19 protein-coding genes are annotated in these 21,008 nt (G+C 69.0%); all 19 read left to right on the top strand.

What is annotated here, in order from left to right:
* The first annotated feature begins 56 nt into the window (after nt 1–56).
* Entirely contained in the window at nt 57–2,681 is a 2,625-nt protein-coding gene (gene alaS, locus FHT32_RS22245; RefSeq protein WP_176666781.1) for an alanine--tRNA ligase, read from the top strand.
* Between the two features lie 35 nt (nt 2,682–2,716).
* Nucleotides 2,717–3,733, top strand: a complete 1,017-nt coding sequence (locus FHT32_RS22240) for a 2-dehydropantoate 2-reductase (RefSeq protein ID WP_176666780.1) — start codon at nt 2,717–2,719, stop codon at nt 3,731–3,733.
* 66 nt (nt 3,734–3,799) lie between these two features.
* Nucleotides 3,800–5,059 (top strand): D-amino acid dehydrogenase, encoded by a 1,260-nt coding sequence (locus FHT32_RS22235; RefSeq protein ID WP_176666779.1) that lies wholly within the window; start codon nt 3,800–3,802, stop codon nt 5,057–5,059.
* A gap of 187 nt (nt 5,060–5,246) precedes the next feature.
* Complete coding sequence (locus FHT32_RS22230) at nt 5,247–6,230, top strand: tripartite tricarboxylate transporter substrate binding protein (RefSeq protein ID WP_176666778.1); 984 nt, start codon at nt 5,247–5,249, stop codon at nt 6,228–6,230.
* Between the two features lie 25 nt (nt 6,231–6,255).
* Nucleotides 6,256–7,071, top strand: coding sequence for an SDR family oxidoreductase (locus tag FHT32_RS22225; protein ID WP_176666777.1), 816 nt, complete (start codon nt 6,256–6,258; stop codon nt 7,069–7,071).
* A 45-nt stretch (nt 7,072–7,116) separates the two neighbouring features.
* Nucleotides 7,117–7,665, top strand: coding sequence for a cupin domain-containing protein (locus tag FHT32_RS22220; protein ID WP_019652117.1), 549 nt, complete (start codon nt 7,117–7,119; stop codon nt 7,663–7,665).
* 112 nt (nt 7,666–7,777) lie between these two features.
* Complete coding sequence (locus FHT32_RS22215) at nt 7,778–8,635, top strand: alpha/beta fold hydrolase (RefSeq protein WP_176666776.1); 858 nt, start codon at nt 7,778–7,780, stop codon at nt 8,633–8,635.
* A 40-nt stretch (nt 8,636–8,675) separates the two neighbouring features.
* Nucleotides 8,676–9,518, top strand: a complete 843-nt coding sequence (locus FHT32_RS22210) for an IclR family transcriptional regulator (RefSeq protein WP_176666775.1) — start codon at nt 8,676–8,678, stop codon at nt 9,516–9,518.
* Nucleotides 9,519–9,528: 10 nt separating this feature from the next.
* Nucleotides 9,529–10,365 (top strand): SDR family oxidoreductase, encoded by an 837-nt coding sequence (locus FHT32_RS22205; protein WP_176666774.1) that lies wholly within the window; start codon nt 9,529–9,531, stop codon nt 10,363–10,365.
* Nucleotides 10,358–12,058 carry a thiamine pyrophosphate-binding protein gene (locus FHT32_RS22200; RefSeq protein ID WP_126182128.1) on the top strand — a complete coding sequence of 567 codons (1,701 nt, stop codon included), beginning with the start codon at nt 10,358–10,360 and terminating at the stop codon, nt 12,056–12,058. Before FHT32_RS22205 ends, FHT32_RS22200 begins: the two co-directional genes overlap by 8 nt.
* 14 nt (nt 12,059–12,072) lie before the next feature.
* The gene (locus FHT32_RS22195) at nt 12,073–12,870 is read left to right on the top strand and encodes an aspartate dehydrogenase (protein WP_176666773.1); all 798 of its coding nucleotides are present in this window, start codon (nt 12,073–12,075) and stop codon (nt 12,868–12,870) included.
* A gap of 14 nt (nt 12,871–12,884) precedes the next feature.
* Nucleotides 12,885–14,360, top strand: a complete 1,476-nt coding sequence (locus FHT32_RS22190) for an aldehyde dehydrogenase (protein ID WP_176666772.1) — start codon at nt 12,885–12,887, stop codon at nt 14,358–14,360.
* 13 nt (nt 14,361–14,373) lie between these two features.
* Nucleotides 14,374–15,345, top strand: coding sequence for a VOC family protein (locus FHT32_RS22185; protein ID WP_176666771.1), 972 nt, complete (start codon nt 14,374–14,376; stop codon nt 15,343–15,345).
* Between the two features lie 14 nt (nt 15,346–15,359).
* Nucleotides 15,360–16,355 (top strand): Bug family tripartite tricarboxylate transporter substrate binding protein, encoded by a 996-nt coding sequence (locus FHT32_RS22180; protein WP_371132239.1) that lies wholly within the window; start codon nt 15,360–15,362, stop codon nt 16,353–16,355.
* Between the two features lie 28 nt (nt 16,356–16,383).
* A complete protein-coding gene (locus FHT32_RS22175; RefSeq protein WP_176666769.1) occupies nt 16,384–17,547 on the top strand; it encodes an FAD-dependent monooxygenase in 1,164 nt (387 codons plus the stop codon).
* Nucleotides 17,548–17,581: 34 nt separating this feature from the next.
* On the top strand, nt 17,582–17,806 hold the full coding sequence (locus FHT32_RS22170) for a recombinase-like helix-turn-helix domain-containing protein (RefSeq protein WP_176666768.1): 225 nt from the start codon (nt 17,582–17,584) through the stop codon (nt 17,804–17,806).
* 14 nt (nt 17,807–17,820) lie between these two features.
* Entirely contained in the window at nt 17,821–18,867 is a 1,047-nt protein-coding gene (locus FHT32_RS22165) for an aromatic ring-hydroxylating dioxygenase subunit alpha (RefSeq protein WP_176666767.1), read from the top strand.
* A gap of 16 nt (nt 18,868–18,883) precedes the next feature.
* Entirely contained in the window at nt 18,884–19,852 is a 969-nt protein-coding gene (locus FHT32_RS22160; RefSeq protein WP_176666766.1) for a PDR/VanB family oxidoreductase, read from the top strand.
* Nucleotides 19,853–19,896: 44 nt separating this feature from the next.
* Nucleotides 19,897–21,003: a porin gene (locus FHT32_RS22155; RefSeq protein WP_176666765.1), complete on the top strand. Its 1,107-nt coding sequence runs from the start codon at nt 19,897–19,899 to the stop codon at nt 21,001–21,003.
* Nucleotides 21,004–21,008: the final 5 nt, after the last annotated feature.

The raw sequence follows: 21,008 nt of genomic DNA, 5'->3' as shown, positions 1-21,008 counted from the left end.
CGACATGAGGGTCGCCATCGCCGCGCCGCCCTCGACGGCAGAAGACGAATCCAAAGATGAGCCAGCCCACATTCACGGTCGCGGACATCCGCAAGACCTTTATCGATTTCTTCGCTTCCAAGGGCCACACGGCGGTGGCGTCGAGCCCGCTCGTGCCGGGCAACGACCCGACGCTGATGTTCACCAATTCGGGCATGGTGCAGTTCAAGGACGTGTTCCTCGGCACCGACAAGCGCCCCTACAACCGCGCGGCCTCCGTCCAGGCCTGCCTGCGCGCCGGCGGCAAGCACAACGACCTCGAGAACGTGGGCTACACCGCCCGCCACCACACCTTCTTCGAGATGCTGGGCAACTGGAGCTTCGGCGACTACTTCAAGCGCGAATCGCTCACCTGGGGCTGGGAGCTGCTCACGCAGGTCTACAAGCTGCCGGCCGACAAGCTTTTGGCCACCGTCTACCACGAGGACGACGAGGCCTACGACATCTGGACCAAGGAAATCGGCCTGCCGCCCGAGCGCGTGATCCGCATCGGCGACAACAAGGGCGGCAAGTACAAGTCCGACAACTTCTGGATGATGGCCGACACCGGCCCCTGCGGCCCGTGCTCCGAGATCTTCTACGACCACGGCCCGCACATCCCCGGCGGCCCCCCGGGCAGCCCCGAGGAAGACGGCGACCGCTTCATCGAGATCTGGAACCACGTGTTCATGCAGTTCGACATGCAGGAAGACGGCAGCGTGGTCAAGCTGCCCGCACCCTGCGTCGACACCGGCATGGGCCTGGAGCGCCTGGCCGCGATCCTGCAGCACGTGCACAGCAACTACGAGATCGACATCTTCGAGGCGCTCATCAAGGCGGCAGGGCAGGCCACCGGCACGCAGGACCTGTCGAACAACTCGCTCAAGGTGATTGCCGACCACATCCGCGCCACCTCGTTCCTGGTGGCCGACGGCGTGATCCCGTCGAACGAAGGCCGCGGCTACGTGCAGCGCCGCATCATCCGCCGCGCCATCCGCCATGGCTACAAGCTGGGCCAGAAGAAGCCCTTCTTCCACAAGCTGGTGCCCGAGCTTGCGAGGCTCATGGGCGAGGCCTACCCGAAGCTCGTGGCCGACGAGAAGCGCATCACCGACACGCTGAAGGCGGAAGAAGAACGCTTCTTCGAGACGCTGGCCAACGGCATGGAGATCCTCGACGCGGCGCTGGCCGGTGACGCCAAGGTGCTGCCGGGCGACGTGGCCTTCAAACTGCACGACACCTACGGCTTCCCGCTCGACCTCTCGGCCGACGTGTGCCGCGAGCGCGGCGTGAGCGTCGACGAGGCCGGCTTCAATGCCGCCATGGAAAAGCAGAAGGCCGCGGGCCGCGCTGCAGGCAAGTTCAAGATGGACCGCAACGTCGAATACGCCGGCGCGGGCAACACCTTCACCGGCTACGAGAAGCTGGAAGAAAGCGCCAAGGTCGTAGCGCTGTACTTCGAGGGCTCCGCCGTCAACGAGCTCAAGGAAGGCCAGAGCGGCATCGTCGTGCTCGACACCACGCCCTTCTATTCGGAAAGCGGCGGCCAGGTCGGCGACCAGGGCGTGCTCGTGGCCGAAGGCGTGCAGTTCGGCGTCGAAGACACGCAGAAGATCAAGGCCGACGTGTTCGGCCACCACGGCACCCAGACCCAGGGCACGCTGAAGGTCGGCGACACGGTCAAGGCCGCGGTCGACACCGCGCGCCGCGCCGCCACCATGCGCAACCACTCGGTCACCCACCTGATGCACAAGGCCCTGCGCGAAGTGCTCGGCGGCCACGTGCAGCAGAAGGGCTCGCTGGTCGATGCCGACAAGACGCGCTTCGACTTCGCGCACAACGCGCCCGTTACGCACGAGCAGATCCTGGAGATCGAGAAGCGCGTGAACGCCGAGATCCTCGCCAACACCGAGACGCACGCCCGCGTGATGGACATGGAATCGGCCCAGAAGACCGGCGCGATGATGCTGTTCGGCGAGAAGTACGGCGAGACCGTGCGCGTGCTCGACATCGGCACCAGCCGTGAACTCTGCGGCGGCACCCACGTGGGCCGCACGGGCGACATCGGCCTCTTCAAGATCGTCAGCGAAGGCGGCGTGGCCGCCGGCGTGCGCCGCATCGAGGCCGTCACCGGCGCGAATGCGCTGTCTTACCTGCAGGATCTCGAATCGACCGTGCATAGCGTGGCCGCCACGCTCAAGTCGCCGGCCGCCGAGCTGCAGGGCCGGCTCTCGCAGGTGCTAGATCAGGTGAGGGCACTCGAGCGCGAAGTGGGCGCGCTCAAGGGCAAGCTCGCGTCGTCGCAGGGCGACGAGCTGGTGTCGCAGGCGGTGGACGTCAAGGGCATCAAGGTGCTGGCCGCCAAGCTCGACGGCGCCGATGCCAAGACGCTGCGCGAGACCATGGACAAGCTCAAGGACAAGCTCAAGACCGCCGCCATCGTGCTGGCCGCCGTCGACGGCGAGAAAGTGCAGATCGCGGCCGGCGTCACCGCCGACAGCACGGGCAAGGTCAAGGCCGGCGAACTGGTCAACTTCGTGGCCCAGCAGGTCGGCGGCAAGGGCGGCGGCAAGGCCGACATGGCCATGGCCGGCGGCACCAACGCGGCAGGCCTTCCGGGCGCGCTGCAGTCGGTGCAGGCCTGGGTCGCCGAACGCGCCTGACCGACAGCCACACACCCGGAACAAGCACTCCACCCATGCCAGAAGCAACCCCCGGTGAAGTGCTTGTGATGGGGGCGGGCACCATCGGGTGCTTCATCGGCGGCAGCCTCGCGGCCGCGGGCGTGCCCGTCACCTTCGTCGGCCGTCCGCGCGTGCTCGAGAAGCTCGCGAAGCATGGCCTGACGCTCACCGACATCGACGGCGCCAAGCGCAGCCTGCCCGCAGGCAAGCTGCGGCTCGCCGAGCAGGTTCCTGCGGGCGCCAAGCCTTCGCTGGTGCTGCTTTGCGTGAAGAGCGGTGCCACCGCCGAGGCGGCGGGCGAGCTGGCCTTCTCGCTGCCGGCCGGTACCGCGGTGATCTCTCTGCAGAACGGCATTTCCAACCGCGCCGCGGCCGCCCAGACCGGCCCGTCGCTCAACGTGCTGGCGGGCATGGTGCCTTACAACGTGGCCGAGATCGGCCCGGGGGCCTTCCATCGCGGCACCCCCGGCCGGCTGGCCGCCGAGGACGATGCGGCGTTGCGTCCCTGGCTTCCCGTCTTCGAGCGCGCCGGCGTGCCGCTCGACCTGCATGCCGACCTGCTGCCAGTGCAGTGGGGCAAGCTGATGCTCAACCTCAACAACCCCGTCAACGCGCTTTCGGGCCTGCCCCTGCGCGAGGAGCTGATGCTGCGCGGCTACCGCCGCTGCTTCGCGTCGCTGATCGACGAGGCGCTGGGCATCCTCAACGTGGCCGGCATCGTGCCGGCGCAGGTGGCGGCGGTGCCCGCGCACCGGCTGGTCAGCCTGTTGCGGCTGCCCGACTGGATCTTCCGCATCGTCGCCGCGCGCATGCTGCGCATCGACGCCAAGGCGCGCTCCAGCATGGCCGACGACCTTGCGCTGGGCCGCCGCACCGAGATCGACGCGCTCAGCGGCGAGGTGGTGCGCCTCGCGCAGGAGCATGGACTGAGCGCACCACGGAACGCCCGCATGGTCGCGCTGCTCGAGGCCTGGCCGCAACAGCCCAAGCGCTGGACGGCACGGCAATTGCAGGACTCGCTGGGTCTGTAGCGCCTGCCGAACCTGTACTCTCGGGCCGTTGCAGCATTCGGCTTTCAAGAGACAGGGGGAGTTCTCATGCGGGTCCTGATTCTCGGCAGCGGTGTCATCGGCACCTCCATCGCGTATTACCTTGCGCGCGCCGGACACGAGGTGACGGTGCTGGAGCGCCAGCCGGCGCCGGCGCTCGAAACCAGCTTCGCCAATGCGGGCGAGGTGTCGCCCGGCTACTCGGCGCCCTGGGCCGGGCCCGGCGTGCCGGTCAAGGCGATCAAGTGGATGCTGATGCAGCACAGCCCGCTGGTCATCAAGCCGATGCTCGATCCGGCGATGTGGCGCTGGGGCCTCTCGATGCTGCGCAACTGCACGCAGGCGCGCTACGAGGTCAACAAGAGCCGCATGGTGCGGCTCGCCGAGTACAGCCGCGATTGCCTGAAGGAACTGCGCGCCGACACCGGCATCGCCTACGACGAGCGCATGCAGGGCACGCTGCAGCTCTTTCGCACGCAGCAGCAGCTCGACGGCACCTCGAAGGACGTCGAGGTGCTGCAGGCTTCCGGCGTGCCCTACCAATTGCTCGACCGCGAAGGCTGCGTGCAGTACGAGCCGGCGCTCGCGGCGGTGAAGGGCAAGTTCGTCGGCGGCCTGCGGCTGCCGGGCGACGAGACCGGCGACTGCTTCAAGTTCACGCAGGCGCTGGCGAAGCTGGCCGAGGCCGAGGGCGTGAAGTTCCGGTTCGGCGTGAACATCCAGGCACTCGAGCACGACGCGGCCAAGGGCGTGACGGCGGTGCACACCGACGCGGGCAGCTTCACCGCCGAGCGCTATGTGGTCGCGCTCGGCAGCTACTCGCCGGCGCTGGTCAGGCCGCTGGGCATCCGGCTACCGGTGTATCCGGTCAAGGGCTTCTCGATCACCGTGCCCATCACCGATGCGGGCGGCGCGCCCGAATCCACCGTGATGGACGAGACCTTCAAGGTGGCGGTCACGCGCCTGGGTGACCGCATCCGCGTGGGCGGCACCGCGCAACTCTCGGGCTTCGACCTGCGACTCAACGAACGCCGGCGTGACACGCTCGAACACGTCGTGACCGACCTCTTCCCGCGAGGCGGCAACGTGCGCGAGGCTTCCTTCTGGACCGGCCTGCGTCCCATGACGCCCGACGGCACGCCGGTGATCGGCGCCACCCGCGTTCCCAACCTGATGCTGAGCACCGGCCACGGCACGCTCGGCTGGACCATGGCCGCGGGCACCGGCCGCGTGATGGCCGACCTGATCGAGGGCAGGTCGCCCGAGATCGACATGGAAGGCCTCACCGTGGCGCGCTACGGCGGCTGACGCCTCGTTCTCTCCTCGTTCTCTCTCACGCCAGCCAGGGCGGCCCGAAAAGGCCGCCCTGTTTTCGTTGCGATACGAATACGGGTTTTCCCTTAGTCATGAAGTTGTCTTCTTCGATATTCTTCGTGGCGTTCCATTAATAAATCGTTGTTTCTTTAGTGAAACAATCCTAGATAGAACGGACACGATGAAACCCACTCGCCGCCATGCCATCGCCGCCGCCATTTCCATGGCCGCCGCTTGCGCCTCCGGACTCGCCTGGGCAGCCGACAGCTATCCGGCCAAGCAGATCACGCTGGTCGTCGCCTATCCGGCCGGCGGCGACACGGACGCGCTGGCGCGCCTCTTCGCGGAGAAGCTGTCGGCGCGCGTCGGCCAGACCGTGCTGGTCGACAACCGCCCCGGCGCCAGCGGCATCATCGGCAGCGCCTATGTGTCGAAGGCCGTGCCCGACGGCTACACGCTGCTGCTCGCGCCCAGCACCTTCTCGATCGCGCAGCTGGTGCTCAAGACCAACGGCTCGGGCTACGACGTGCTGAACGGCTTCACGCCGATCGTGCAGACGGGCAGTCAGCCGCTGTTCCTGGTGGCCGGCGGCAACAGCGGCCTCTCCTCGGTGAAGGATGCGGTGGCCGCGGCCAAGGGCGGCAAGACGCTGAGCTACGCCAGCCCGGGCAGCGGCTCGCCGATGCACATCCTGGGCGAGATGTTCGCCCGCGCCTCGGGCGCCACCCTCGCGCACGTGCCCTACAAGGGCGTGGCGCCCGCCATCAACGACGTGCTGGGCGGCCACGTGCCGGTCACCTTCGTCACGCTGGGGCCGGTGGCGCCGTACCTCGCCGGCGGCAAGCTGCGCCCGCTGGCCGTGGCCTCGGCCCAGCGCTCGCCGCTCGCGCCCAGCGTGCCGACGATGGCCGAGCAGGGCTACAAGGACGTCGAGGTGACCGCCTGGAACGGCCTCTGGGGCCCGCGCAACCTGCCGCCCGAGATCGTCAAGACGCTCAACGCCCACTTCAACGAGATCCTGAAGATGCCCGAGATCGTCTCGCGCATGGCCGTGCTCGGCACCACGCCCGTGGGTGGCGACGCCGACGTGCTCGGCAAGACCAATGCCGCCGACTACGCGCGCTTCGGCAAGGTCATCAAGGAGCTCGGCATCCAGGCCGACTGACCTTCGTTTCCACCAGCTTCATTCCATGACCGAACTCAAAGCCATCGCCGATCCATCGAGCCTGCAGGCGCTGCTCGCCGAGATGCCCGCCAACCTGCTGGCCGGCCGCCGTGTGCTCGTGACCGGCGGCGCGCGCGGGCTGGGCCTCGCCTTCGCGCAGTGCATTGCCGCCGCGGGCGCGAGCGTGGTGCTGGCCGACATCCTCGGTGAGCTGGCCGAGACCGAGGCGAAGGCGCTGCGCGAAGCGGGCCGCGACGCCCACGCGCTGCCCGTCGATCTGGCCAACCCGGGTTCCATCGTGGCTTGCGCCGACGAAGCCATCCGCCTGCTCGGCGGCCTCGACGGGCTCGTCAACAACGCCGCCATCACCAACTCCGGCGGCCGCGACGCGCACCAGCTCGAGATCGACATGTGGGATCGCGTGATGAACGTCAACGTGCGCGGCAGCTGGCTCATGGGCCGCGCCTGCCGCGCCGCGCTGGCCGAAAGCGGCCGCGGCGCGATCGTCAACCTCGCCTCCGACACCGCGCTGTGGGGCGCGCCCAACCTGCTGGCCTATGCGTCGAGCAAGGGCGCAGTCATTTCCATGACGCGCTCGCTGGCGCGCGAGTGGGGCGGCGACAACATCACCGTCAACGCCGTGGCGCCCGGCCTCACGCTGGTGGAAGCCACCGAATACGTGCCGATGGCGCGCCACCAGAAGTACCTCGAAGGCCGCGCCATTCCGCGCGAGCAGCAGGCCGCCGACGTGTGCGGCGCCACCGTCTTCCTTCTTTCGGGGCTCGCGCGCTTCGTGACTGGCCAGCTGCTGGCCGTCAACGGCGGCTTTGCGATGCACTGAGAACCAACCCACGCACCCGATTTTTCCGACCAAGGAGTCAACCCGATGAGCGACCTGTCCGAACAGCAGAAGATCAACCCCGCGGCTACCAGCACCCTGGCCCAGCCCGAAGGCAGCAGCCTCGCGGAGTGGATGAACACCCGCATCGCGCGCTACGAAACCCGCAAGTACGACTGGGACGCGCTGAAGTTCCAGGCCGACTTCGACCCCAAGTACCGCCGCGCCCAGATGCGCTACGTGGGCACCGGCGGCACCGGCGTCGCGGCCGACGTCAACACCGTGCCTGCCGAGCACTTCACCTTCTCGACCATGGTGATCCCCGCCGGCCACGAAGGCCCGCCGCACCTGCACACCGACGTGGAGGAAGTGTTCTTCCTGATCCGCGGCAAGCTCAAGGTGGTGATCGAGAAGGACGGCGAGCGCTTCGAGACCATCATGACCGACCGCGACCTGATCTCGGTGCCGCCCGGCGTGTACCGTGAGGAGATCAACATCGGCGACGAGGACGCGCTGATGTGCGTGATGCTCGGCGCGAAGAAGCCGGTGACGCCGACGTACCCGGCCGATCACCCCCTCGCCAAGATCAAGCGATAAGGCCGCCCCCCAGGCCCGCCCACTCCGTGCGGCCGCCGCCCCCTTGCAGGGGCGGTACCTGCGGCCCGGCAAGGCCGGTTCCGCGGTATTCCCGAAAAAAGACCCTCAGCCCATGAACCACGCTGCCCATCCTGATGCGCTCCTGCCGGCCTCCGAGCTGGCACGGCTCGACGCCCGCTTTCCGGCGCGCGATGTCGCGGTCGGCGGCGGCGCGGTGGTGTCGGTGCGCGAGTGCGGGCGGGGCGCGGCCATCGTGTGCCTGCACGGCATCGGCTCGGGCGCAGCATCGTGGATCGACACCGCCGCGCTGCTCGCATCGCAGGCCCGCGTGATTGCCTGGGATGCGCCCGGTTACGGAAGCTCCACGCCGCTCGAGGCCCGTGCGCCGACCGCCGCCGATTACGCGGCGCGCCTGGGCGCCTTGCTCGATGCGCTGGAGATCGATTCGTGCGTGCTGGTCGGCCATTCGCTCGGTGCCATCACCGCCGCCTCGGCCGCGCGCAGCGATGCGCGCGTCCACCGGCTGGTGCTGGTCAGCCCGGCCATCGGCTACGGCGCGGCGTCTCGTGCGGAAGCCCGCGCCAGGGTCCGCGCCGAACGCCTCGCCACGCTCGACGAACTCGGCATCGCAGGCATGGCCGCGAAGCGTTCGGCCCGGCTGGTTTCCGACAAGGCCTCCGAGCACGCCCGCCAGTGGGTGCGCTGGAACATGGCCCGGCTGAACGACCGCGGCTACCGTCAGGCGGTCGAGCTGCTGTGCAACGCCGACCTTCTGGCCGACCTGCCGCCGCCCATGCCGGTGCGCGTGGCCTGCGGCGCGCTCGACGTGGTCACGCCGCCGTCGGCCTGCGAAGAAGTCGCGCGCCAGTGCGGAGTGCCGCTCGAATTGGTGGAGGATGCGGGCCACGCCGGCTATGTGGAGCAACCACAGGCCGTCGCCAAGCTGCTGCGCGAATCGCTCGCCGGCTGACCGCAACCACACAGAGACATCCGAGGAAGGAACCACTGGCATGGCCAACAACAACGACGGCAACGAAGCGATGGAAGAGGGCGCCGACCGCTACAACGTGCCCGCGCTGGAGCGCGGACTGCGCGTGCTGTGCGAGTTCAGCCGCGAAAGCCGCACGCTCTCGGCGCCTGAACTGGCGCGCCGCTTCGACCTGCCGCGCTCGACCGTCTTCCGCCTGCTCACCACGCTGGAGAACATGGGTTTTCTCGAGCGCACCGAGGGCGGTCGCGACTACCGCCTGGGCCTTGCCGTGCTGCGCCTGGGCTTCGAATACCTCGCCTCGCTGGAGCTCACCCAGCTGGGCACGCCGCTGCTCAACCGCCTGTGCGACGAGCTGCGCACACCCTGCAACCTGGTGGTGCGCGACGGCCGCTCCATCGTCTATGTCGCCAAGGTCGCGCCGCCCACGCCCTTCGCTAGCTCGGTCACCGTGGGCACGCGGCTGCCGGCCCATGCCACGGTGCTGGGCCGCATCCTGCTCGAAGACCTCACGCTGCCGCAGCTGCGCGCGCTCTACCCCGAAGACAAGCTCGAGACCTTCTCGCCGAGCACGCCCAAGACCGTGAACGAACTCTTCGACATGGTGCAGGCCGACCGCCAGCGCGGCTACGTGCTGGGCGAGGGCTTCTTCGAATCGAACATCTCCAGCATCGCCGCGCCGGTGCGCGACCACAGCGGCCACATCGTCGCCGCCCTGGGCGCCACCGTCACCGCCAGCCACATCGAGGAAAGCCGCATCGACGAGATGGTGCAGCGCGTGCGCGGCACGGCCGACGAGATCTCCGGCCTGCTCAATTACTCGCCCGCGCGCACCGCCAAGGTGGTGCCGCTGCGCTCCGCATGACCCTGAAACCATGACAGACCAGGCTCTTCCTTCCTTCTTCGCCGCCGATGCGCTGGCCGGCCGCGTGGCCGTGGTCACGGGCGGCTCGTCGGGCATCGGCCTGGCCACCGTCGAGCTGCTGCTGGGCTGCGGCGCCGCCGTCGCGCTGTGCGGCCGCAATGCCGAGCGGCTCGACGGCGCCGTGGCCGGCCTGCGCAGTCAGTTCCCGGACGCGAAGCTCTTCGCCCAGCCTTGCGACGTGCTCGAAGCCTCCTCGGTGCGCGCTTTCGCCGCCGCCAGCGAAGCCGCGCTCGGCCCGGCCTCGATGCTGGTCAACAACGCGGGGCAGGGCAGGGTCTCGACTTTCGCGAACACCGACGACGAGGCCTGGACCGAAGAGCTGAACCTGAAATTCTTCTCCGTCATCAATCCCACGCGCGCCTTCCTGCCGCAGCTCGCTGCACAGCGTGCGGTGCTGGGCGATGCCGCCATCGTCTGCGCCAACTCGCTGCTGGCGCGCCAGCCCGAGCCGCACATGGTCGCCACCTCGGCCGCGCGCGCCGGCCTGCTGAACCTCGTGCGCTCCATGGCGACCGAATTCGCGCCGCAGGGCGTGCGCGTCAACGGCATCCTGATCGGCCTGGTGGAGTCGGGCCAGTGGCGCCGCCGCTTCGAGGCGCGCGAAGACAAGTCGCTCGACTGGACCGCCTGGAGCGGCCAGCTCGCGAAGAACAAGCACATCCCGCTGGGTCGCCTGGGGCTTCCGACCGAAGCCGCGCGCGCGATCCTTTTCCTCGCTTCGCCCCTCGCGTCGTACACGACGGGCAGCCACATCGACATTTCCGGAGGCCTGTCACGCCATGCATAACCCCAACAACACCGTCACCGTCGGCGCCGTCGTCGCCGCCTTTCTCGAACAGTGCGGCGTCAAGGCGGCCTTCGGCGTGATCTCGATCCACAACATGCCGATCCTCGATGCCTTCGCGCAGCGCGGCACGGTGCGTTTCATCTCGGCGCGCGGAGAAGCCGGCGCGGGCAACATGGCCGACGCCTACGCGCGATCCACCGCCAGCCTGGGCGTGTGCATCACCAGCACCGGGCCTGCCGCGGGCAACATCGCGGGCAGCATGGTCGAGGCCCTGACGGCCGGCGCGCCGCTGCTGCACATCACTGGGCAGATCGAGACGCCGTACCTCGACAAGGGCATGTCGTACATCCACGAGGCGCCCGACCAGCTCACGATGCTCAAGGCCGTGTCGAAGGCCGCGCTGCGCGTGCGCAGCGTCGAGACGGTGCTCGGCACGCTCAAGCGCGCGGTGCAGCTCGCGCTGACGGCGCCGACCGGCCCGGTCAGCGTCGAGATCCCGATCGACATCCAGTCGGCGCTGACCACGATGCCGGCCGACCTGTCGCCGCTGCCCGTCGAGCGCGCCGTGCCGTCGGCCGCCGCACTCGACGCGCTGGCCGCGCGCCTCGCCGTTGCAAGGCGCCCGATGCTGTGGGTCGGCGGCGGTGCCCGCCATGCCCGCGCCGCCATCCAGCGCCTGCAGAAACTCGGCTTCGGTGTCGTCACGACGACTCAGGGCCGCGGCACGGTGCCCGAGGACGACGCCGGCTCGCTCGGCGCCTACAACATCCAGAAGCCGGTCGAGGCCCTCTACCAGACCTGCGACGCGATGCTCGTGGTCGGTTCGCGCCTGCGCGGCAACGAGACGCTCAAGTACGAGCTGAAGCTGCCCCGCCCGCTTTACCGCATCGACGTCGACGCCGCCGCCGAAGGCCGCTGCTACGCGTCCGAAGCCTTCGTCTGCGGCGATTCCGCGCTGGCCCTCGAAGGCCTGGCCGACCGCCTCGAAGCCGCCAGGTACAAGGCCGACCCGCAGCTGCTGGTCGACCTGCGCGCCGCGCACGACCAGGCGGTTGCGGGGCTGCGCGACGGCCTCGGCCCGTACGCCGAACTCGTGCGCCAGCTCCAGTCGGCGGCCGGGCGCAACTTCAACTGGGTGCGCGACGTTACCGTCTCCAACAGCACCTGGGGCAATCGCGAGCTGCGCGTCTTCGAACCGAGCGCCGGCGTGCACGCCACGGGCGGCGGCATCGGCCAGGGCATGCCGATGGCCATCGGCGCGGCCATCGGCGCGGCAGTGACGGGATCGGGCCGCAAGACCTTCTGCCTGGCCGGCGACGGCGGCTTCATTCTGAACCTGGGCGAGCTGGCCTGCATGGTGCAGGAGAAGGCGCCGATGGTGATCGTGCTCATGAACGACAAGAGCTATGGCGTCATCAAGAACATCCAGGACGCGCAGTACGGCGGCCGCCAGTGCTACGCCGAGCTGCACACGCCCGACTACGACCTGCTGTGCAAGTCGATCGCGCTGCCGCATGCCCGCGTGCAGGACCTGGCCGAGCTGCCCGCCCGCATCGGCGAGGCGCTGGCGGCCGAGGGCCCGTTCCTGCTTGAGATCGACATGCTCTCGATCGGCAGCTTCAAGACCACCTTCGCCGGCCCGCCGACCAACACGGTCACGCAGATCCCGGCGCTCGGCACGGTGGGCAAGTGAGGGAAGGCCGTTCCATGCCAACGCCCACGCGGATCGCACTCGTCGGCTGCGGAGCCATCGGCACCTCGGTGCTCGAACTGCTCCACGGCGATCCCGCCCTGAAGGTGGTGGCTGTCGTCGTGCCCGCCGACGCCATCGCCGCCGCGCAGAAGGCTGCACCCGACGCGCAGGTGGGCAGCGCCTTGCCCGCCGACGGTATCGACCTCGTGGTCGAGACCGCAGGCCATGCCGCCATCGAGCAGCACGTGCTGCCCGCGCTGGCACGCGGCACGCCCTGCGTGGTCGCCTCGGTCGGCGCGCTGTCGGCTACCGGCCTGGCCGAGAAGCTCGAAGCCGCCGCCATTGCCGGCCGCACTCAGGTGCAGTTGATTCCCGGCGCCATCGGCGCCATCGACGCGCTCGCTGCCGCGCGCATCGGCGGTCTCGACAGCGTGCGCTACACCGGCCGCAAGCCGCCTCAGGCCTGGAAGGGCACGCCGGCCGAGCAGGGCCGCGACCTCGGCGCGCTGGCGCATGAAACCGTGATCTTCGAAGGCAGCGCGCGCGAAGCGGCCTTGCTCTATCCGAAGAACGCCAACGTCGCGGCCACCGTCTCGCTCGCGGGGCTGGGGCTCGACCGCACCATGGTGCGGCTCATCGCCGACCCGGCCACCACCGAGAACGTGCACACGGTCGAAGCCGAGGGCGCATTCGGCAGCTTCGAACTGACCATGCGCAACAAGCCGCTGGCGGCCAACCCCAAGACATCCGCGCTGACCGTCTACAGCGCCGTGCGTGCGCTGCGCAATCGCGTGGCCGCGCTCGCCATCTGAACCCGCCGTTTCCCATGATCTCTTCCGAACTCCTTCCGATCTGCATCGCCGGCGAATGGCGCCTGGGCGGCGGCGACGTCTACGAAAGCCTGTACCCGGCCACCGGCGAGCCCATCGCGCGCCTGCGGGCCGCGAGCCTGGCCGACGTCGAGGAAGCCATTGCGGGCGCAGACCGCGCCTTTCGCACCAGCGGCTGGGCGCAGCGCCTGCCGCACGAGCGCGCGGCCGTGCTGCACCGCGTGGCGCAGCTGATCCGCGAAGAGGCCGAATCGCTCGCGCAGAAGCAGCGCCTGGACAACGGCAAGCCGATCAACGAGACCCGCAACCTCGTGGCCAGCGCCGCCGGCACCTTCCAGTTCTTCGCCGCCGCGCTGGAGACGCTGGAGGAAACCATCACGCCCTCGCGCGGCGCCTTCGTGACCATGAGCGTGCACGAGCCCATGGGCGTGGTCGCGGCCATCACCCCGTGGAACTCGCCCATTGCCAGCGAGGCGCAGAAGCTGGCGCCCGCGCTGGCCGCCGGCAACGCGGTGGTCGTGAAGCCCGCCGAGGTCACGCCGCTGATGGCGCTGGAGCTGGCGCGCATCTGCGAGAAGGCCGGCGTGCCCAAGGGCATCGTCAGCGTGCTGCCGGGCAGGGGCTCGGTGATCGGCGACGCGATCACCAAGCATCCGCTGGTCAAGCGCGTGTCGTTCACCGGCGGCACCACCACCGGCAAGCACATCGCCCACATCGCGGCCGACAAGATGATGCCGGTGTCGCTGGAGCTCGGCGGCAAGTCGCCGACCATGGTGCTGGACGATGCGGACATCGACCACGCGGTGAACGGCGTGCTCTACGGCATCTTCAGCTCGTCGGGCGAGTCGTGCATCGCGGGGTCGCGCCTGTTCGTGGCGCGCGGCATCTACGACGAGTTCCTCACGCGGCTGGCCGAAGGCGCCAACGCGCTGCGCGTGGGCGACCCGGCCTCGGAGCGCACGCAGATGGGTCCGCTCATCACCGCGAAGCACCGAGAGGGCATCGAGCGCTACGTCGATCTTGGCGTTTCCGAAGGCGGCAGGATTCGCACGGGCGGCGTACGCCCGCACGGCGATGGCTATGACCGGGGCTACTTCTACAAGCCGACCATCATCGAAGGCCTGACGAACGGCGCGCGCATCAGCCAGGAAGAGATCTTCGGCCCGGTGCTGGTCGCCATGCCCTTCGACAGCGAGGAAGAGCTGATCGCGCAGGCCAACGACAGCGTCTACGCGCTGGCGGCCGGCGTGTGGAGCCGCGACTTCAAGCGCGCCTGGAAGCTGGGCCGCGCGGTGCAGGCCGGCACGGTCTGGGTCAACACCTACAAGCAGTTCTCGGTGTCCACGCCCTTCGGCGGCTGGCGCGACAGCGGCCTGGGCCGCGAGAAGGGCCGCGAAGGCATCTTCCAGTACATGGAGCAGAAGAGCATGTACTGGGGTACCAATGAACAACCGCTCCCCTGGGCGAACTGAAGAGGAGCGCACGATGAGCGTACTTGGCATCGACCAGATCACCTACGGCGCGGACGACCTGCCCGCCTGCCGCCGGTTCTTCCAGGACTGGGGCCTTTCCCTGAAGTCGGAGGCCGCCGACGAACTCGTCTTCGAGTGCCTGAACGGCTGCAAGGTGGTGGTCGCCGCGCTGGACAAGCCGGGCCTGCCGCCCGCGATGGAAGAGGGCCCGACGCTGCGCGAAGTGGTGTGGGGCGTGGAAAGCGATGCCGACCTCGACCGCTACGCCGCAGCCATCGCGCAGGACCCGGCCTTCTTCGACGCCACGGTGGACGGCGCGCGCCGCATCGGCTGCATCGACCCCAACGGCCTGGCCGTGCGCCTGCAGGTCAGCCGCAAGCACGCGGTGCAGGTCGATTGCGGCGCCATGAACACCTGGAACGCGAAGCCGCGCGTCAATCAGCCGGCGCCCATCTACGAACGCGCCACGCCCATCGAGGTCGGCCACGTCGTGTTCTTCGTGAGCGACGTGAAGGCCACCAGCGCCTTCTACGCCGATCGCTTCGGCTTCGTGGCCTCCGACAGCTACCCCAACCGCGGCGCCTTCATGCGCTGTGCGGCCGAAGGCGGCCACCACGACCTGTTCCTGCTGCAGATTCCCTCGGGCAAGCGTGGGCTGAACCACGTGGCCTTTACCGTGCGCGACATCCATGAGGTGTTCGGCGGCGGGCTGCACTTCTCGCGATGCGGCTGGGAAACCCAGCTCGGCCCGGGGCGCCACCCGGTGTCGTCCGCGTACTTCTGGTACTTCAAGAATCCGGCGGGCGGCCTCATCGAGTACTACGCCGACGAAGACCAGCTCACCGCCGATTGGCAGCCGCGCGAGTTCGAGCCGGGCCCCACGGTCTTTGCCGAATGGGCGGTGGACGGCGGCCTCGATGGCAACACGCGCCGCCAGAAGAACGCGGAAGGCCCCAAGGGCGCCTTCCTGACCGAAAAGAAATGAACTCCTCGACTCTCATGCAAAGACGTCTTTCCTTCTCCGTCCTGTTCGCCGCACTCACTGCCTTCACGCTCGCCGCGCCCGTGCACGCGCAGCAGAGCGAGGCGCAGAAGCAGCTCTCCAGCGAGCGCTTCACCATCATCTCGCCGTTCCCGTCAGGCGGCCCGGTCGACACGCTCGCCCGCGTGCTCTCCGACGGCCTGGCCAAGCGCTACGGCCAGGCGGCCGTGGTCGACAACCAGGTGGGCGCGGCCGGCAACATCGGCATGGACAAGGTCAAGCGCGCCAAGGGCGATGGCCACACGCTGCTGGTGATCCCGGCGGGCAACGTCACCATCAACCCGACGCTGATGCCCAACTTCCCCTTCGACATGGCGAAGGACTTCGTGCCGGTCACCATGCTCGCGAAGGCGCCCAACGTGCTGGTGGCATCTCCGGCCTCCGGCATCAAGGACGCGAAGCAACTGGTGGCGCAGGCCAAGGCCAAGCCCGGCACGCTGTCGTATGCCTCGCCCGGCGTGGGCAGCGGCCTGCACCTGGCGGGCGAGCTCTTCAAGCAGCAGGCTGGCATCGACATGCTGCACGTGCCCTACAAGGGCACGGCGCCCGCGCTCAACGACGTGCTCGGCGGCACCGTGCCGCTGATGTTCAGCAACCTGCCGGCGACGCTGCCCTTCCTGAAGAACGGCAAGCTGGTCGCGCTGGGCGTGACCGAGGCGAAGCGCAGCGCCGCGGCACCCGAAATCCCGACGCTGGCGGAGCAGGGCATCCAGGGCGTGACCGTGACCTCCTGGTACGGCCTGATGGCGCCCAAGGGCACGCCGCCCGCCGTGGTCGAGCAGCTCGCCAAGGACGCGGCCGAGATGCTCTCGACACCCGACGTGCGCGAGCGCCTGAAGGCGCAGGGCATGACCGACGCGGCCATGAAGCCGGCCGAGTTCGCCGCCTACATCCGCGACGAGACGGCCGTGTGGGCCAAGATCATCAAGGCCCGCAACATCGTTGCCGAGTGAGCCGGCGCAGGAACGAAAGCACAGTCTCATGAAGACCACCAGCGAATCCACCATCGGCATCGTCGGCGCGGGCATCGGCGGGCTCGTCGCGGCCATCGCGCTGCGGCGCGCGGGGCACGACGTGATCGTGTTCGAGCAGGCGAAGCAGTTCGCCCGCGTCGGCGCCGACATCAACCTCACGCCCAACGCCGTGCGCGCGCTCGACGGCCTCGGCGTGGGCGAGGCGGCCCGCGTGACGGCGGCGCGCCCGTCGCACCGCATCAGCCGCACCTACGACACCGGCGAGGAGACTTCGCGCCTGGAGATGGCCGACACTGCCGAGCAGCTCTACGGCGCGCCGCAGCTCACCATCCACCGCGCCGACCTGCTGGCTGCGCTGGCCGACATGTTCCCGATCGAGCGCGTCGCGCTCGGCAAGCGGGCCGAGAAGATAGCCGCCGACGAAAAGGGCGTGAGCCTCTCGTTCGCGGATGGCAGCGATGCGCGTGTCGGCGTGCTGATCGGCGCCGACGGCATCCACTCGTGCGTGCGCACCGCGATGTTCGGTGCCGAAAGCCCGCGCTTCACCGGCATCGTGGCCTACCGCGCCGTGGTGCCCGCCGAGCGCGTGGCCGGCGTGCCCAACCTCGGCGCCTTCACCAAGTGGTGGGGCCCGAATCCGCAGAGCCAGATCGTCACCTTCCCGCTGAACCGGGGCAAGGACGTCTTCATCTTCGCGACCACGCCGCAGGACAGCTGGCACCTCGAATCGTGGACCGCGCCCGGCAGCGTCGAAGAACTGCGCGAGCAGTACGTGGCCTACCACCCCGAGGCGCGCGCCTTGCTCGACGCCTGCGACACGGTGCTCAAGACCGCGCTGTACGAGCGCGACCCGATGCCCGCCTGGACCAAGGGCCGCATGGCGCTGTTGGGCGATGCCGCGCACCCGATGCTGCCCTTTATGGCGCAGGGCGCGGGCATGGCCATCGAGGACGCGGTGGTGCTGTCGCGCCACCTCGAAGGCGTGGCGATGGCCGACGTGCCTGCCGCGCTGCAGGGCTTCGAAACCGCGCGCATCGAGCGCGCCAGCCAGGTTCAGCTCGGCTCGCGCGGCAACAACTGGCTGCGCGAAGGCGGCAACGCCGACTGGGTCTACGGCTACGACGCCTGGGCCGCGCCGCTCGCAACCCCGGCCATGGTGGCCGCCGCCTGATTCTTCAATTCATTCCGCCCCACGGAGGCTCACGATGCAAAACCAAGACCGCTACCTGCAACCGCACCAGGCGCGCCGGCGCCCCGCGACCACCTACGAAGACCTGCTGGGCGACGTGATCGAGCGCGCCTTCGCCGACGGCATCCACGACCTACCGGGCCTGGTGCAGCGCCTGAACGACAGCGGCCTCGCCACGCCGGGCGGCCAGCAGTGGACCGAGGAGCTGTATCGCAAGGAGATGGCTGCGCTGGCGGCCTGAGAGGAACGAACATCATGACCATCGCCATCCAACCCGTTCCCGTTGATCCGGTCGACCACCTGCTCGAGATCGGCCTGAAGGACCTCTGGTACCCCATCTGCCCCTCGCACTTCATCAAGGAGAACCCCATCTCCCTGCGCCGCCTCGGCCGCAAGCTCGCGCTGTGGCGCGACGGCGAGGGCGTGCTGCACGCGCTGGAAGACCGCTGCCCGCACCGCGGCGCGCCGCTGTCTCAGGGCGTGGTGCTGGGCGACCGGCTCTCTTGCCCGTACCACGGCGTCGAAGTGCGCCACGATGGCGTCGTCACGCGCGTGCCCGGCAGCCCCGGCTGCAAGCTCGAGGGCTCGAAGGCCACGATGCACTTCCACGTGCAGGAGCGCGCCGGCGCGGTGTTCCTCTACAACTCGAAGGAGCCGGTCGACGTGCCGCCGCCGCTGGTGCTGCCCGAGCAGCTCACCGACGACGCCGAGTACAGCAGCTTCCTCTGCTACACCGAGTGGAAGGGCGACTACCGCTACGTGCTCGACAACGTGATGGACCCGATGCACGGCACCTACCTGCACAAGCAGTCGCACTCGATGGCCGAGGGCGATTCGAGCGCCAAGTTCGGCATCCGCCAGACCGACATCGGCTTCGTCTTCGAGAAGGAAGGCCAGCGCAACGTCAACTTCGACTGGACCGAGTGGGCCGACACCGGCATCCACTGGATGCGCCTCGAAATTCCGTATCCGAAGACCGGCGGCCCCGGCGGCAACTTCATCATCATCGGCGCCTTCTCGCCCATCGTGAAGGGCATGACGGCCACCTTCTTCTGGCGCGTGCGCAAGCTGCAGCCGGGCTGGCAGCGCGACACCTGGCGCTTCCTGTACAAGAACCGCCTCGAGGCGCGCCACTGGCACGTGCTGGAGCAGGACCGCGTGATGCTCGAAGAGATGGAGCCCGACGCCAACCAGCACGAGAACCTGTACCAGCACGACCTGGGCATCGTCCGCCTGCGCCGCCACATGCGCACCCTGGCCGTTGCGCAGCTGGCCGAGGCAGGCGAAGCCGCCACGGCCTGACGGGGAAGCGATCGCCATGTCTTCTCCCACGCTCAACGCCCTCGTGCACACCATGCGCTACGAGGCCGACGGCATCGTGAGCGTCGAGTTCCGGCCGGCCACGCCCGCGGTGGACTTCCCCGCCTTCGAGGCCGGCTCCCACATCGACCTGCACCTGCCCAACGGGCTGGTGCGCAGCTACTCGCTGTGCAACCCGTCGAGCGACCGCCAGCGCTACGTGGTGGGCGTGCTCAACGACCGCAAGAGCCGCGGCGGCTCGCGCTACGTGCACCAGCAGCTGCGCGTGGGCATGACGCTGCCCATCTCGGCCCCGCGCAACAACTTCAGGCTGGAAGAGGGCGCTGAGCGCTCGGTGCTCGTGGCAGGCGGCATCGGCGTCACGCCCATCTGGTGCATGCTGCAGCGGCTGGTGGCCATCGGCAAGCCGGTGGAGATCGTCTATTGCGCGCGCACCCGCAAGGAGGCCGCCTTCTGCGACGCCATAGAGGCGCTCGCGAAAGAGAAGTCGGTGCAGCTGACCTGGCACTTCGACGACGAGAAGGGCGCGCCGCCCAATCTGGTCGGGCTGCTGGCGGGCAAGGGCGCCTCCAGCCACTACTACTGCTGCGGCCCCACGCCGATGCTCGATGCCTTCGAGAAGAGCTGCGAGCAGCTGGGCTATGCCAACGCGCACATCGAGCGCTTTGCCGCCGTGCAGGTAGAGGCGGGCGCCGCCTCGCAGGCCTGCGTGGTGGAGTGCGCCAAGAGCGGCAGGAGCGTGGAGGTGCCGGCGGGCAAGTCGATCCTCGACAGCCTGATCGACGCCGGCCTCAACCCCGACCACAGCTGCAAGGAAGGCGTGTGCGGCGCCTGCGAGACGGCGGTGCTCGAAGGCGAGATCGACCACCACGACGGCATCCTCACCAAGATCGAACGTGCGTCGAACAAGACCATGATGATCTGCGTCTCGCGCTGCAAGGGCGCGCGGCTGGTGCTCGACATCTGAACGGGGCCACCGGCCGACAGAAGAAAACTACCCGAGACAACTCAATGAAAAAGTACCTGATCGCGCTGGCTGCGGCCAGCGGGGCTGGCGGAGCGCTGGCCCAATCTTCCCTCACGCTCTTCGGCGTGGTCGATGCAGCCGTCACCTACACCAAGGGCAGCGGCCCGGGTTCGGCCAGCAAGACGCAGCTGACCAACAGCGGCAACATGTTCAGCCGCCTGGGCTTTCGGGGCACGGAAGACCTTGGTGGCGGCTACTCGGCCAACTTCTGGATGGAGATGGGCCTGCAGAACGACAGCGCGCAGGGCTTTCCGTCGAACTCGAACAACCAGGCCAGCGGCAACGGAACAGCAGGAGTGTTGAGCTTCAACCGCCGCTCCACCGTGAGCCTCGCGGGTCCCTTCGGCGAGGTGCGGCTCGGCCGCGACTACGTGCCGGCCTTCTGGAACACCGCCATCTTCGATCCCTTCGGCACGGGCGGCGGCATCGGCGCCAACCAGATCTACTTCTCGGGCCTGGGCGGCCTGGTCGCGCCCACCGGAACGCGCGCGTCGAACAGCATCGGCTACCTGCTGCCGGCCGACCTCGGCGGCTTCTACGGCCAGGTGATGTACGCCATGGGCGAGAACGACTCGAACGCGGTGCTGCCGGGCACGAAGGTATCGAACAGGCACGACGGCGACCACACCGGCGCGCGCTTCGGCTACCAGGGCGGCGGGCTCAACATCGCGCTGGCCACCGGCCGCACGCGCTATGCGAGCGGCGACCTGCGCGTGACCAACCTCGGCGCCTCCTACACCTTCGACGCCTCGCTCATGAACCTCAAGCTCACGAGCGAGCTGTACAAGGAGTCGAAGGGCAGCACCGATGCCAGGGGCGTGCTGGTCGGCTTCCAATTGCCCATCGGGCCCGGCGAGATCAAGGCCTCATATGCGCGCTACCGGCTGGAGCCGGCCGGTGCGCTGCTGAAGCCCACTTCGTCGAAGCTCGCCATCGGCTACGTGCACAACCTCTCGAAGCGCACGGCGCTGTACGCCACCATCGCGCGCATCAGCAACAGCAACGGTGCATCGCAGGCCCTCTCGGGCGCGATCACCGCGCCGAACCGTGCCTCCAGCGGCACCGAGTTCGGCATGCGCCACATGTTCTAGGCGCG

Origin of the sequence: Variovorax sp. SG517, assembly GCF_013376045.1 — a bacterium.
In the GTDB taxonomy this organism is placed as follows: Bacteria; Pseudomonadota; Gammaproteobacteria; order Burkholderiales; family Burkholderiaceae_C; genus Variovorax.
Note: the sequence above shows the minus strand (reverse complement) of the source record. Positions and strands in the feature narration are given on the sequence as shown.